Genomic DNA, 14,516 nt, shown 5'->3' on the forward strand with positions numbered 1-14,516 from the left:
CGGACGGCAGATCAAGGTCTGCCCGTCTCGTTGATAAGAGCTAACGCGAATCAGAGCAGCACCACGTCATATTGTTCCTGTGAATACATGGTTTCGACCTGGAAGCGAATAGTGCGCCCGATAAACCCCTCCAGCTCGGCCACGTTGCCGGACTCTTCATCCAGCAAGCGGTCGACCACCTTCTGGTTAGCCAGAACTCTATAGCCCACGGCCTGATAGGCGCGTGCCTCCCGTAAGATTTCCCGGAAAATCTCGTAGCAAACCGTTTCCGGAGTCTTCAACTTGCCGCGCCCCTGGCAACTGCTGCACGGCTCGCACAGCACTTGCTCCAGGCTTTCGCGGGTGCGCTTGCGGGTCATCTGCACCAGGCCCAGCTCGGTAATACCGATGATGTTGGTCTTGGCGTGATCGCGCTCCAGTTGCTTCTCCAGGGTACGCAACACCTGGCGCTGGTGCTCTTCGTCTTCCATGTCGATGAAGTCGATGATGATGATCCCGCCCAGGTTGCGCAGGCGCAGCTGGCGGGCAATCGCGGTGGCCGCTTCGAGGTTGGTCTTGAAGATGGTTTCTTCGAGGTTGCGATGGCCCACAAAGGCACCGGTATTCACGTCGATAGTGCTCATGGCTTCCGCCGGGTCCACCACCAGGTAGCCACCGGACTTGAGCGGCACTTTGCGCTCGAGGGCTTTCTGGATTTCGTCTTCGACGCCATACAGGTCGAAAATCGGCCGCTCGCCCGGGTAGTGCTCCAGGCGATCAGCGATTTCCGGCATCAATTCGGCAACAAATTGCGTGGTGCGCTGGAAGGTTTCCCGCGAGTCGATGCGAATTTTCTCAATCTTTGGGCTGACCAGATCGCGCAAGGTGCGCAGGGCCAGACCGAGGTCTTCGTAGATCACGCTGGGTGCGCCGATGGTCTTGATCTGCGCGCCGATCTGGTCCCAGAGGCGACGCAGGTAGCGGATGTCCATGAGAATTTCGTCGGCACCCGCGCCTTCAGCGGCGGTACGCAGGATAAAGCCACCGGCCTCCTTGATGCCTTCCAGCGCCACGCAATCGCTGACCACCTTTTTCAGGCGCTCGCGCTCGGCTTCGTCTTCGATTTTCAGGGAAATGCCAACGTGGGCAGTACGCGGCATGTACACCAGGTAGCGCGAAGGGATCGACAGTTGCGTGGTCAGCCGCGCGCCTTTGGAGCCAATCGGGTCCTTGGTGACTTGCACCACCAGGCTCTGCCCTTCATGCACCAGGGCGCTGATGCTTTCAACCGCCGGGCCTTCGCGCAGGGAGATTTCCGAAGCGTGGATAAACGCGGCACGGTCCAGGCCGATGTCAACGAAAGCCGCCTGCATCCCCGGCAACACACGCACGACCTTGCCTTTATAGATATTGCCGACGATCCCGCGCTTTTGGGTGCGCTCGACGTGCACTTCTTGCAGAACACCGTTCTCTACCACCGCCACGCGCGATTCCATCGGCGTGATATTGATCAGAATCTCTTCACTCATGGCTGGGTCTCGTTCAGGCGTTTTCACAATAGTGACCGATCGCTTAAGGCTTGGCGCTGGAATACGGCGTTTAGCGCACGGTAAGGTTTTGCCAACAGGGTATGCCGAATTGGCCCAGCAGTTCTGCGGTTTCGCAGACGGGCAGGCCAACAACGGCGGAGTAGCTGCCATTGAGCCCGGCGACGAACACCGCCGCCAAGCCCTGGATAGCATAGCCGCCCGCTTTGTCCTGGGGCTCGCCGCTGTGCCAATAAGTGGTGGCTTCATCCGCTGAAATCTTGCGAAACCGAACGCGACTGCTGACCAGCCGCGTTTCGCAACGCTGGCCGTCAATCAGGGCGATGGCGGTAAGCACTTCATGTTCACGATCAGAAAGGGCCAGCAACATGGCCAGGGCATCGGCTTGGTCCAGGGGCTTGCCGAGGATTTGGCCGTCGAGGATTACCGCCGTATCAGCCCCAAGCACGCAGACCCCAGTGGCTTCGGCCAGAGCCGCGCGACCGGCCACAGCCTTGCCGCGCGCCAGGCGTTCTACGTAGGACGCGGGCGATTCATGTGTGAGGGGAGTTTCATCAATGGCGGCGCTGACGACGGTGAAAGGCACACCGATCTGTGTCAGCAATTCACGTCGCCTCGGGGAGCCCGAGGCCAGGTAAAGCGAATTCATGCAGACTCTCCCTGTAGGGTTCGATAACCAGGCAGAGCCTCGCGATCCATTCAATTGATTTTGTAGCGACGACGCAACCCACGCAGGCCAAAACTGATCCAGGGCCACAACAGCGCGCTGACCAGCGCCGGTAACACCAGCGCCAAGGTCGGCTGGCGGTTGCCGGTCAAGGCGCTGAGCCACAGCTGTACCAACTGCGCCAGACCGAAGATCACCAGAATCACCAGGCATTGCTGCCACATCGGGAACATGCGCAGCCGCTGCTGCAATGACAGCACGAGGAAGGTAATCAGGGTCAGGATCAGCGCGTTCTGCCCGAGCAAAGTGCCGTACAGCACATCTTCCATCAGCCCCAGGCACATGGCCGTGACCATCCCGACCTTGTGCGGCAGCGCCAGGGCCCAGAACGCCAGCAACAAGGCGAGCCACAACGGACGCAGGATTTCCATGAATTGCGGCAGCGGCGAAACGCTGAGCAGCAAGCCGATGGCAAAGGTCAGCCAGACAATCCAGCCGTTACGCGAATGAGTACCGGCCATTATTCTTCCCTCTGCGGAGTGGTTGCCGGGGCCGCAGCCGGTGGTTTGGTGGCGGCGGGCGGTTTGGCAGCGGCAGGTGTTGCAGCCGCAGGCTTGGCTGGGCGTGCGCTATGGGCCACAGGCTTGACCGGAGTCGCGACCGGGGTTGCCGGGGCTGCCGGAACCACTGCCGGGGCGGCGGGTGCAGCCGGCTTTGGCACCGTCGCAGGAATGATCGGCGCCGTGCCGTTTTGCTTGTCTTCCGCTTCCTGGGCCTGAGCGGCTTCGTTGGCGCGCTCTTCCGGGGTGCGGGTGTCGCTGAACACCAGCAGCAGGTAACGGCTGCGGTTCAATGCAGCCGTCGGCACGGCACGCACGATAGCGAACGGCTGGCCGGAATCGTGGATCACTTCCTTGACCGTCGCTACCGGATAGCCCGCAGGGAAACGCTGACCCAGGCCGGAACTCACCAACAGGTCGCCTTCCTTGATGTCGGCGGTGTCTGCCACGTGACGCAGCTCCAGGCGTTCCGGGTTACCCGTACCGCTGGCAATCGCCCGCAGGCCGTTGCGGTTAACTTGCACCGGAATGCTGTGGGTGGTGTCGGTCAGCAACAGGACGCGGGAGGTGTATGGCATCAACTCCACCACCTGGCCCATCAAGCCACGGGCATCGAGCACCGGCTGGCCAAGGACCACGCCGTCGCGCTCACCCTTGTTGATGATGATGCGATGGGTGAAGGGGTTCGGGTCCATGCCGATTAACTCGGCCACTTCGACCTTCTCGTTGACCAGCGCGGAGGAATTGAGCAACTCGCGCAGCCGAACGTTCTGCTCGGTGAGGGCCGCCAGCTTTTGCATGCGCCCCTGCAACAGCAGGTTTTCGGTCTTGAGTTTTTCGTTCTCGGCCACCAGTTCGGTACGGCTGCCAAATTGACTGGCCACACCCTGATAGAGACGCTGCGGCAGGTCGGTGATCCAGTAAGTCTGCATCAGGACCAGCGACATCTGGCTACGCACTGGCTTGAGCAGTGTGAAGCGGGCATCGACCACCATCAGCGCAACCGATAGCACGACCAGCACCAACAGGCGCACGCCCAATGAGGGGCCTTTGGAAAAAAGCGGTTTAATAAGCCGCTCCTCCCAGGCAAATGTTTTCTTTATTCATACGGCATCAAACCGGCCTGGATGCAGATTGAAGAAGATAAACGCCAACAGGCAGCACTGCAAAGTGCTGCCTGTGAGCGAAACATGGGCAACCCAGCAAACGCTTATTCGCTGGAGAGCAGGTCCATGGTGTGTTTATCCATCATTTCCAGTGCACGGCCACCGCCACGGGCGACGCAGGTCAGCGGGTCTTCAGCGACGATCACTGGCAGACCGGTTTCCTGGGCCAGCAACTTGTCGAGGTCGCGCAGCAAGGCGCCACCACCGGTCAGTACCAGGCCACGCTCGGCGATATCGGAAGCCAGTTCCGGAGGCGATTGCTCCAGGGCGCTCTTCACAGCCTGAACGATGGTGGCCAGGGACTCTTGCAGAGCTTCCAGCACTTCATTGGAGTTCAGGGTGAAGGCACGTGGAACGCCTTCGGCCAGGTTGCGACCGCGAACATCAACTTCGCGAACTTCGCCGCCCGGGTAAGCGGTACCGATTTCCTGCTTGATGCGCTCGGCGGTGGATTCGCCGATCAGGCTGCCGTAGTTACGACGCACGTAGGTGATGATCGCTTCGTCGAAGCGGTCGCCGCCAACCCGTACGGATTCGGCATACACCACACCATTGAGGGAAATCAGGGCGATTTCAGTGGTACCACCACCGATATCCACCACCATCGAACCGCGCGCTTCTTCAACCGGCAGGCCGGCACCGATCGCAGCCGCCATTGGCTCTTCGATCAGGAACACTTCACGGGCACCGGCGCCAAGGGCCGATTCACGGATGGCACGACGCTCCACCTGGGTGGACTTGCACGGAACGCAGATCAGCACACGAGGGCTGGGCTGCAGAAAGCTGTTTTCGTGAACCTTGTTGATAAAGTACTGCAGCATCTTCTCGCAGACGCTGAAGTCGGCAATCACGCCATCCTTCATCGGACGAATGGCAGCGATGTTGCCCGGTGTTCGGCCAAGCATGCGCTTGGCCTCGGTGCCAACGGCAACGACACTTTTCTGATTACCATGGGTCCGAATGGCCACAACCGATGGCTCATTCAGGACGATACCGCGCTCGCGCACGTAAATAAGGGTGTTGGCAGTGCCCAGGTCGATGGAAAGATCGCTGGAAAACATGCCACGCAGTTTCTTGAACATGGGAAAGGGACCCTAGGCAACGCGTGGGTAAAAAAGTGCGGCAAACTCTAACAACGACAGGGATTTTGGGCAAGGCGCCAATGTGCTAAATTGGCCGACTTTCTGTGCACCAACCCCCACAATCGCGGCCATATGACCGTAGAAATGCGGTAGTGTTCCTACAATCTAACACACGGATAGCTTCCGTTCTGTTTTCCACTGGAGAATCCCATGGCGCTTGAACGCTCCGACGTGGAAAAAATCGCTCATTTGGCCTGCCTGGGCCTCAATGAAGCCGATCTTCCACAGACCACCGCAGCCCTCAACAGCATTCTCGGGCTGGTCGACCAAATGCAAGCCGTGAATACCGACGGCATCGAGCCCCTGGCTCACCCGCTGGAAGCCAGCCAGCGCCTGCGCGCCGACGTCGTGACCGAGCGCAATAATCGCGAGGCCTACCAGTCCATCGCGCCAGCGGTCGAAAACGGCCTGTACCTGGTTCCGAAAGTCATCGACTAAAGGGAAAGAGCCTGCAATGCATCAATTGACTCTGGCCGAGATCGCCCGCGGTCTCGCCGACAAAAAGTTTTCTTCCGAAGAGCTGACCAAGACCCTGCTGGCGCGTATCGCCGAGCTGGACCCCAAGGTCAACAGCTTCATCAGCATCACCGAAGAGCTGGCCCTGAGCCAGGCCAAGGCCGCCGACGCACGTCGCGCCAACGGTGAGAACGGCGCCCTGTTGGGTGCGCCGATTGCCCACAAAGACCTGTTCTGCACCCAGGGCATTCGCACCAGCTGCGGCTCGAAGATGCTCGACAATTTCAAGGCGCCCTACGACGCCACCGTGGTTGCCAAGCTGGCTGCTGCCGGGGCTGTGACCCTGGGCAAGACCAACATGGACGAATTCGCCATGGGCTCGGCCAACGAGTCGAGCCACTACGGCGCGGTGAAAAACCCGTGGAACCTTGAGCACGTGCCAGGCGGTTCGTCCGGTGGTTCGGCAGCAGCGGTTGCCGCTCGTCTGTTACCTGCCGCCACGGCCACCGACACCGGCGGTTCGATCCGCCAACCGGCCGCGTTCACCAACCTCACCGGTTTGAAACCGACCTACGGTCGCGTTTCCCGCTGGGGCATGATTGCCTACGCTTCCAGTCTCGACCAGGGCGGCCCTCTGGCTCGCACCGCTGAAGACTGCGCAATTTTGTTACAAGGCATGGCAGGCTTCGATACGCAGGATTCCACCAGCATCGATGAACCTGTGCCGGACTACAGCGCCAGCCTGAATACCTCGATCAAAGGCCTGCGCATCGGCGTGCCGAAAGAGTACTTCAGCGCCGGCCTCGACCCGCGCATCGCCGAACTGGTGCACAACAGCGTCAAGGAGCTGGAAAAGCTCGGCGCCGTAATCAAGGAAATCAGCCTGCCAAACAACCAGCACGCGATTCCGGCCTACTACGTGATCGCCCCGGCAGAAGCGTCCTCCAACCTGTCGCGGTTCGACGGCGTGCGTTTCGGCTACCGCTGCGAAAACCCGAAAGACCTCACCGACCTTTATAAGCGCTCCCGTGGCGAAGGTTTCGGCGTGGAAGTACAACGCCGGATCATGGTCGGTGCCTACGCCCTGTCGGCCGGTTACTACGACGCGTACTACCTCAAGGCGCAAAAGATCCGTCGCCTGATCAAGAACGACTTCATGGCAGCCTTTAATGAAGTCGACGTGATCCTCGGCCCAACCACGCCGAACCCGGCCTGGAAGATCGGTGCCAAGACCGGCGACCCGATCGCCGAGTACCTGGAAGACCTGTACACCATCACCGCCAACCTCGCCGGTCTGCCGGGCTTGTCCATGCCTGCTGGCTTTGTCGACGGTTTGCCGGTGGGCGTGCAACTGCTCGCCCCGTATTTCCAGGAAGGCCGCCTGCTCAATGTGGCGCACCAGTACCAGTTGAACACTGACTGGCACACTCGCACCCCTACCGGCTTCTGAGGAGAACACTATGCAATGGGAAGTCGTGATCGGGCTGGAGATTCATACCCAGCTCGCCACCCAATCGAAGATTTTCTCCGGTAGCGCCACCACGTTCGGCTCCGAGCCCAACACCCAGGCCAGCCTGGTAGACCTGGGCATGCCCGGCGTACTGCCGGTGCTGAACCAGGAAGCGGTGCGCATGGCGGTGATGTTCGGCCTCGCGATTGACGCCGAGATCGGCCAGCACAACGTGTTTGCCCGCAAGAACTACTTCTACCCGGACCTGCCCAAGGGCTACCAGATCAGCCAGATGGAATTGCCGATCGTTGGCAAGGGCTACCTGGACATCCCGCTGGAAGACGGCACTATCAAACGTGTCGGCGTGACCCGTGCGCACCTGGAAGAAGATGCCGGCAAGAGCCTGCATGAAGAATTCAACGGCGCCACCGGCATCGACTTGAACCGCGCCGGCACCCCGCTGCTGGAGATCGTTTCCGAGCCGGACATGCGCAGTGCCAAGGAAGCCGTGGCCTACGTCAAGACGATCCACGCGCTGGTGCGCTACCTCGGCATCTGCGACGGCAACATGGCCGAAGGCTCGCTGCGTTGCGACTGCAACGTGTCGGTGCGGCCAAAAGGCCAGGTCGAGTACGGCACCCGCTGCGAGATCAAGAACGTCAACTCGTTCCGTTTCATCGAGAAGGCGATCAACACCGAAGTGCGTCGCCAGATCGAACTGATCGAAGACGGCGGCAAGGTGATCCAGCAGACCCGCCTGTACGACCCGAACAAAGACGAAACCCGCGCCATGCGCAGCAAGGAGGAAGCCAACGACTACCGTTACTTCCCCGATCCGGACCTGTTGCCGGTAGTCATCGAGGACTCGTTCCTGGCTGACGTACGCGCCACGCTGCCGGAACTGCCGCCGCAAAAACGCGAGCGTTTCCAGGAGCAGTTCGGTCTTTCGGTGTACGACGCAAGCGTGCTGGCGTCGAGCCGCGAGCAAGCCAACTACTTCGAAAAAGTCGTGAGCATCGCCGGCGACGCCAAACTGGCGGCCAACTGGGTGATGGTTGAGCTGGGCAGCCTGTTGAACAAACAGGGCCTGGAAATCGACGAGGCACCGGTATCGGCCGAGCAATTGGGCGGCATGTTGCTGCGGATCAAGGACACCACCATCTCCGGCAAAATCGCCAAGACCGTGTTTGAAGCCATGGCCGCAGGCGAAGGCAACGCTGACGAGATCATCGAAAAGCGCGGCCTGAAGCAAGTCACCGACAGCGGCGCGATTTCGGCAGTGCTCGACGAGATGCTGGCGGCCAACGCCGAGCAGGTTGAACAATACCGTGCGGCGGATGAAGCCAAGCGCGGCAAGATGTTCGGCTTCTTTGTCGGCCAGGCGATGAAAGCCTCCAAAGGCAAGGCCAACCCGCAACAGGTCAACGAACTGCTGAAAAGCAAACTCGAAGGCTGATCCAATGATCGTTCCCACGCTCCGCGTGGGAACGCCTCACAGGACGCTCTGCGTCCGCTTTTGTGACGCGGAGCGTCATCGGCTGCATTCCCACGCAGAGCGTGGGAACGATCATCGGGGACACCTTGAATGAAGCGTCTACTCGGCCTGTTGGCCCTGTTCTCTCTGCTCGCCGGCTGCGCCAGCGGCCTCATCGACCCCAACGGCTACGACGAAACCGGCACCGCTTCCTACTACGGCGCCAAACACCACGGCAACCGTACTGCCAGCGGTGAACCGTTCAACCAGAATGCCTTGACCGCCGCCCATCGTCGCCTGCCCTTCGGCACGCAAGTGAGGGTCACCAACCTCGACAACAACAGAAGCGTCGTTGTCCGCATCAACGATCGCGGCCCGCACACCCGTGGACGTCTGATCGACCTTTCACGCAAAGCCGCCGCACAGCTGGGTATGATAAGCAGCGGCACCGCACGTGTTCGCGTGCAAGCCCTCAGCAACTGACCGACGGAGCCCTGGCCATTTCCGCATTAACCGCCCTCTCGCCCTTTAGCGTGATCGAACTGATCAGCGGCCTGCTGCTGTTGATCTTCGGAGCCGAAGTATTGGTGCGCGCCGCCGTGCGCCTGGCGGCCAGCCTCAAGGTGCGCCCACTGATCATCGGCCTGAGCATCGTCGCCTTCGGCAGCAGCGCGCCACAGATGGCGATCAGTTTGCAAGCCACCCTGGCGGACAACACCGACATCGCCGTCGGCAGTGTGATCGGCAGCAGTATCTTCAATACCCTCGTGACCCTTGGCCTGGCAGCCCTGATCATTCCGCTGCGGGTTTCGCGGCAACTGGTGCGCCTGGACATCCCGATGATGATCCTCGCCAGCCTGCTGGTGTTTGTGCTCGCCGCCAATGAAGAGCTGACGCCGGTCGATGGCCTGTTGCTGTTGGTGGCCCTGATTGCCTACCTCAGCGTGTTGCTCTACCAGACCCGCCATTCCCGCCGCCCCCGCACCCGGGACACCGTGGTGCAAGCGCCGTGGCTGAGCAGCGTGCTGCTGATGATCGGCGGGCTGTTGATCCTGGTACTCGCCGGGCATCTGGTGCTGGGCGCTGCAGTGGACGTGGCCTCCGACCTCGGGCTGTCGGAGCGCATCATCGGCCTGACGCTGATTGGCGTCGGCACCTCCCTGCCCTGCCTGGCCACCTCGTTGATCGCCGCCCTGCGCGGCCAGCGGGAAATTGCCGTGGGCAACGTGATCGGCAGCAACCTGTTCAACCTGCTTGGGGTGCTGGGTTTTACTGCCCTGGTGGCGCCCTCGCCGCTGTCAGTGTCGCCCAACGCCCTGGATTTCGACTTGCCGGTGATGCTTGGCGTCATCGCACTGTGCCTGCCGGTGTTTTATTCGGGCTACCGCGTCACTCGGGCGGAAGGCCTGGTGTTCCTGGGCCTGTACCTGGTGTACGGGCTGCATGTGGTGTCGTTCACGTTCGGCATGCCGCTGGCCAACAAGCTTGAACAACTGATGCTGTATTACGTCCTGCCAGCGCTGGTGGCTTTCCTGTTGTTCACCTCGCTGCGAGCCTGGCGCCGCCAACACAAGAGGGAATCGCAATGACCGAACAGAAAAAGCCCGGCGTTGAAGTGCGCCGCCAGGTGATGGGTGATGTGTTTGTTGATCGGGCGCTGGGCAATGCCACCGAGTTCAGCCAGCCGCTGCAGGATTTCGTCAACGAGCATGCCTGGGGCAGCGTGTGGAACCGCGAAGGCTTGCCGCTGAAAACCCGCAGCCTGATCACCCTCGCCGCGCTCACCGCGCTGAAGTGCCCGCAAGAGCTCAAGGGCCACGTGCGCGGCGCACTGAACAACGGTTGCACCGTGGAGGAGATTCGCGAGGCGCTGCTGCATTGTGCGGTGTATGCCGGCGTGCCGGCGGCGATTGACGCTTTCCGCGCCGCTCAGGAAGTGATCGACAGCTACCAGAAAGACGCCTAGATCCAGCCGCCCGCCTGCAGCACGAAAATCCCGATATTCGTGGTCACCGCCGCCATCAAGGTGGTGATCACGATAATCGCGGCCGCCAGCTCATGATTGCCCTCCGCCGCCCGTGCCATGACAAAACTGGCCGCTGCCGTGGGCGCACCGAAGTACAGGAACAGAATCCCCAGCTCCGGCCCACGGAACCCCAGCAGCCACGCGCCAAAGGTAGCGAGCACCGGCAGCCAGATCATCTTCATCAGGCTGGCACTCAGGGCCATGTCCCCGCTTTTGCGCAGTGCCGCCAGCGACAACGTGCCGCCGATGCAGATCAATGCCAATGGCAAGGTCATGTCCGCCAAATATTGCCCGGAAGATTCCAGCCAGTCGGGCAGGCCAATCTGGAAATACGCGAAGGGCGCCGCCACGATCACGCTGATGATCAGCGGGTTGGCCAGCACACTCTTGAAGATGCTCCACGGGTCGGACTTGATCACCGGGCTGTACACCGCCAGCACAATGGTCGACAGGGTGTTGTAGAACAGGATCACCAACGCCGCGAGCACCGCGCCAAGGGAAATCCCGTAGTCGCCGTACATGCTGGCCGCCAGGGCCAGGCCGATCACCCCGTTGTTACCGCGAAATGCGCCTTGGGCGTAAATGCCACGGTCTACACGCGGGCACCGAAAGATCGCCCAGCCCCAGGCCAGGGCGAAGCTCAACATCGTGGCGACGGCGAAATAGATCAGCAGGCCGGGCTTGAGGGCCGAATGCAGGTCGGCGTGGAGAATCCCGAGGAACAGCAACGCCGGCATGGTGACGTTGAACACCAGAGACGAGGCGGTGTGGATAAAGTTGTCGTTGATCCAGTTGATGCGCTTGAGCAGGACGCCCAGGAACAGCATGGCAAACACCGGCGCGGTGATGTTCAGGGTTTGTAGGAAGATAGCCAGCATGCCGGGGAGAACCTTGGGTGGGCGTCGGTAGGTGGCTAATGATAAGCCACCTAGCGCCCTTATGGTGGGAGCTCGCCCTAATGCCAGTCAGTTAAGCGACAGTCCCGAGCTGTAAATACCCTGTGGCGAGGGAGCTTGCTCCCGCTGGACTGCGCAGCAGTCCCMTTTTTKGGGGCGCTTCGCACCCCAGCGGGAGCAAGCTCCCTCGCCACAAAAAGCACTCTCGGTGGACAGATCAGGTAATCGGCGCAGGGTTGAACAACGTAATGTCGTTATGCAGCTTGTGCTGCTCCGCCCACGTCTGCTTCTTGCCGCTGGCCACGTCCAGATAGAAGTGGAACAACTCCCAACCCAGCTCCTCGATCGTCGCCCGCCCGGTGGCGATCCGCCCGGCGTCGATGTCAATCAGGTCAGGCCAACGCTGGGCCAATTCCGTGCGCGTCGAGACCTTCACCACCGGCGCCATCGCCAGCCCATAGGGCGTGCCACGCCCGGTGGTGAACACATGCAAATTCATCCCCGCCGCCAACTGCAACGTACCGCACACAAAATCACTGGCCGGCGTGGCGCAAAAGATCAGGCCCTTGCGATTGAACCGCTCGCCCGGGCCAAGCACGCCATTGATCGCACTGCTGCCCGACTTGACGATAGAACCCAGCGACTTCTCGACGATATTCGACAACCCACCCTTCTTGTTCCCCGGCGTGGTGTTGGCGCTGCGATCTGCCTCGCCCTTGGCCAGGTAGCGGTCGTACCAGTCCATTTCCCGCACCAGCTCCCGGGCTACATCCTGGTTTTCTGCACGGGAAGTCAGCAGGTAGATGGCATCGCGCACTTCGGTCACTTCGGAAAACATCACCGTCGCGCCCGCCCGCAGCAGCAGATCCGAGGCATAACCCAACGCCGGGTTGGCAGTAATGCCGGAAAACGCATCACTGCCACCGCACTGCATGCCAAGAATCAACTCCGACGCCGGGACGGTTTCCCGCCGGCGCAGGTCGAGTTTCTTCAGGCGTGTTTCGGCCAATGCCATGATCTGTTCGATCATTTCGGTAAAGCCGTGGCTGGAGTCCTGCAACCGATACAGCCACGGCTCACTCAGATCCACCGAGCTGTCGTTGTCATGCATCACCTGCCCGGCCTGCAATTTCTCACAACCCAGGCTGATCACCAGGGCTTCACCGCCCAGGTTCGGGTTGCGCGCCAAGTTGCGCACAGTGCGAATCGGGATGTAGGCGTCGGTGGCCGTAATCGCCACGCCGCAGCCGTAGCTGTGGGTCAGCGCCACCACGTCATCGACGTTCGGGTACTTGGGCAGCAACTCGTCCTTGATGCGCTTCACCGCATGGTCCAGCACGCCCGTGACGCACTGCACCGTGGTGGTGATGCCGAGGATATTGCGCGTGCCGACGGTGCCGTCGGCATTGCGATATCCCTCGAAGGTAAAACCCTCCAGAGGCGCCTGGGCCTCGGGCACTTCGGTGGACAGCGGCAAGCTGTCCAGCGGTGGCGCGGTGGGCATGCGCAGTTGATCTTCCTGGACCCAACTGCCGCGAGGAATCGGCGCCAGGGCGTAACCGATGGTCTGGCCGTAGCGAATAATCTGACCGCCTTCGGGGATGTCTTCCAGGGTCACTTTGTGGCTCTGAGGGATGAAATCCACGGTCACCAGGCCGTCCGGGAACTCGGTCCCGGCCGGTACGCCTTGGTCGTTGACCACGATCACTACGTTGTCGCGCTCGTGCAGGCGAATGGAGCGCGGCGAGTCGGCATGTTCAATCAACTGCATCACGGGGCCCCTCAGGAATGCGCTTCGGTTAGGTTAGTCAACTCAGGCCCTTTGCTTGGCGGCTCTTTGAGGACTACTCGCTTGATCGGGCCGACGATGACCAGGTAGCTGAATACCGCTACCAACGCGTTGGCGCCGACGAACACCAAAGCCCACTTGAACGAACCGGTGGTGGCGATGATGTAGCCGATGACAATCGGCGTGGTGATCGACGCCAGGTTACCGAAGGTGTTGAACAAGCCACCACTGAGACCGGCGATTTGTTTGGGCGAGGTGTCGGACACCACAGCCCAACCCAGTGCGCCAACGCCTTTACCGAAGAAGGCCAAGGCCATGAAGCCCACCACCATCCATTCAACGTCGACGTAGTTACACGCAATGATGCTGCTGGAAACCAGCAAGCCCGCGATGATCGGTGCCTTGCGGGCAAACGTGAGTGAATGCCCTTTACGCAGCAGGTAGTCGGAAATCACCCCACCCAGCACGCCACCGACAAACCCGCAGATCGCCGGCAACGAGGCGACGAAACCGGCCTTGAGGATGGTCATGCCACGGTCCTGCACCAGGTAAACCGGGAACCAGGTCAGGAAGAAATAGGTGATGCCGTTGATGCAGTACTGGCCCAGGTACACGCCGAGCATCATGCGGTTGGTCAGCAACTGACGGATGTAATCCCACTTCGGGCCGTCGGTTTTCTTGCCCTTGCCTTTGTCCTGGTCCATATCGACCATCGCACCATTGGCGGCGATGTGATTGAGTTCGGCTTCGTTAATCATCGGGTGTTGGCGCGGGCTGTGGATAACTTTCAGCCAGATCAGCGAGAACACGATGCCGATCACACCCATCACGATAAACACGTGCTGCCAGCCGAAGCGGTAGACGATCCAGCCCATCAACGGCGCGAACAGCACCGTGGCGAAATACTGCGCCGAGTTGAAGATCGCCGAAGCCGTACCGCGTTCGGCGGTCGGGAACCAGGCGGCAACAATGCGCGCGTTACCTGGGAAGGATGGCGCCTCAGCCAAGCCCACCATGAAGCGCAGCATAAACAGCGCAACCACTGCGGTGGAGACACCGAACTCACCGACATAGCCTTGCAGCACGGTGAACAGTGACCAGGTGAAGATGCTCAGGGCGTAGACTTTTTTCGAGCCGAATCGGTCCAGCAGCCAGCCGCCGGGAATTTGCCCGGCCACGTAGGCCCAACCGAATGCGGAGAAGATATAACCGAGGGTGACCGCGTCGATGCCGAGGTCTTTTTGCAGGCTGGAGCCCGCGATTGCGATGGTGGCCCGGTCGGCGTAGTTGATCGTGGTCACCAGGAACAGCATGAGCAGGATCAAATAGCGGACATGGGTCGGCTTGGTCGCTTGCATGAAAAT

The 14,516-nt window shown here is 60.9% G+C and carries 14 protein-coding genes; 6 read left to right on the plus strand and 8 right to left on the minus strand.

Annotation, left to right across the window (positions count from 1 at the left end):
* Positions 1-50: 50 nt before the first annotated feature.
* From rng to mreB, 5 genes are all read right to left on the minus strand, one after another.
* Entirely contained in the window at positions 51-1,508 is a 1,458-nt protein-coding gene (gene rng / locus AU074_RS09105; RefSeq protein ID WP_076014435.1) for a ribonuclease G, read from the minus strand.
* Positions 1,509-1,578: 70 nt separating this feature from the next.
* Positions 1,579-2,175: a nucleoside triphosphate pyrophosphatase gene (locus AU074_RS09110; protein WP_076014436.1), complete on the minus strand. Its 597-nt coding sequence runs from the start codon at positions 2,173-2,175 to the stop codon at positions 1,579-1,581.
* 50 nt (positions 2,176-2,225) lie between these two features.
* Positions 2,226-2,714 (minus strand): rod shape-determining protein MreD, encoded by a 489-nt coding sequence (gene mreD / locus AU074_RS09115; RefSeq protein ID WP_010170623.1) that lies wholly within the window; start codon positions 2,712-2,714, stop codon positions 2,226-2,228.
* The gene (gene mreC, locus AU074_RS09120; protein WP_076014437.1) at positions 2,714-3,823 is read right to left on the minus strand and encodes a rod shape-determining protein MreC; all 1,110 of its coding nucleotides are present in this window, start codon (positions 3,821-3,823) and stop codon (positions 2,714-2,716) included. The genes mreD and mreC overlap by 1 nt, the downstream gene beginning before the upstream one ends.
* Positions 3,824-3,963: 140 nt before the next feature.
* Entirely contained in the window at positions 3,964-5,001 is a 1,038-nt protein-coding gene (gene mreB / locus AU074_RS09125) for a rod shape-determining protein MreB (protein ID WP_002555108.1), read from the minus strand.
* A gap of 210 nt (positions 5,002-5,211) precedes the next feature.
* Here mreB and gatC point away from each other — a divergent pair, with 210 nt between their 5' ends.
* The 6 genes from gatC to AU074_RS09155 all read left to right on the plus strand — a co-directional run bounded on the left by gatC (position 5,212) and on the right by AU074_RS09155 (position 10,407).
* Positions 5,212-5,499 carry an Asp-tRNA(Asn)/Glu-tRNA(Gln) amidotransferase subunit GatC gene (gene gatC / locus AU074_RS09130; RefSeq protein WP_003216077.1) on the plus strand — a complete coding sequence of 96 codons (288 nt, stop codon included), beginning with the start codon at positions 5,212-5,214 and terminating at the stop codon, positions 5,497-5,499.
* Between the two features lie 16 nt (positions 5,500-5,515).
* Positions 5,516-6,967, plus strand: coding sequence for an Asp-tRNA(Asn)/Glu-tRNA(Gln) amidotransferase subunit GatA (gatA, locus tag AU074_RS09135; RefSeq protein ID WP_076014438.1), 1,452 nt, complete (start codon positions 5,516-5,518; stop codon positions 6,965-6,967).
* 10 nt (positions 6,968-6,977) lie between these two features.
* Positions 6,978-8,423, plus strand: a complete 1,446-nt coding sequence (gene gatB, locus AU074_RS09140; protein ID WP_076014439.1) for an Asp-tRNA(Asn)/Glu-tRNA(Gln) amidotransferase subunit GatB — start codon at positions 6,978-6,980, stop codon at positions 8,421-8,423.
* A gap of 129 nt (positions 8,424-8,552) precedes the next feature.
* On the plus strand, positions 8,553-8,924 hold the full coding sequence (locus tag AU074_RS09145; protein ID WP_076014440.1) for a septal ring lytic transglycosylase RlpA family protein: 372 nt from the start codon (positions 8,553-8,555) through the stop codon (positions 8,922-8,924).
* Between the two features lie 59 nt (positions 8,925-8,983).
* Positions 8,984-10,030, plus strand: a complete 1,047-nt coding sequence (locus tag AU074_RS09150; protein ID WP_076014453.1) for a calcium/sodium antiporter — start codon at positions 8,984-8,986, stop codon at positions 10,028-10,030.
* Positions 10,027-10,407 (plus strand): carboxymuconolactone decarboxylase family protein, encoded by a 381-nt coding sequence (locus tag AU074_RS09155; protein WP_063027132.1) that lies wholly within the window; start codon positions 10,027-10,029, stop codon positions 10,405-10,407. The genes AU074_RS09150 and AU074_RS09155 overlap by 4 nt, the downstream gene beginning before the upstream one ends.
* Here AU074_RS09155 and AU074_RS09160 read toward each other — a convergent pair.
* The 3 genes from AU074_RS09160 to AU074_RS09170 form a co-directional block, all read right to left on the minus strand.
* Entirely contained in the window at positions 10,404-11,345 is a 942-nt protein-coding gene (locus AU074_RS09160) for an AEC family transporter (RefSeq protein WP_076014441.1), read from the minus strand. The genes AU074_RS09155 and AU074_RS09160 overlap by 4 nt on opposite strands.
* Positions 11,346-11,580: 235 nt before the next feature.
* Complete coding sequence (gene garD, locus AU074_RS09165; RefSeq protein ID WP_076014442.1) at positions 11,581-13,134, minus strand: galactarate dehydratase; 1,554 nt, start codon at positions 13,132-13,134, stop codon at positions 11,581-11,583.
* An 11-nt stretch (positions 13,135-13,145) separates the two neighbouring features.
* Complete coding sequence (locus tag AU074_RS09170) at positions 13,146-14,510, minus strand: MFS transporter (protein ID WP_076014443.1); 1,365 nt, start codon at positions 14,508-14,510, stop codon at positions 13,146-13,148.
* Positions 14,511-14,516 lie beyond the last annotated feature (6 nt).

Source organism: Pseudomonas sp. ATCC PTA-122608, from assembly GCF_001952855.1.
Lineage (GTDB): Bacteria > Pseudomonadota > Gammaproteobacteria > Pseudomonadales > Pseudomonadaceae > Aquipseudomonas.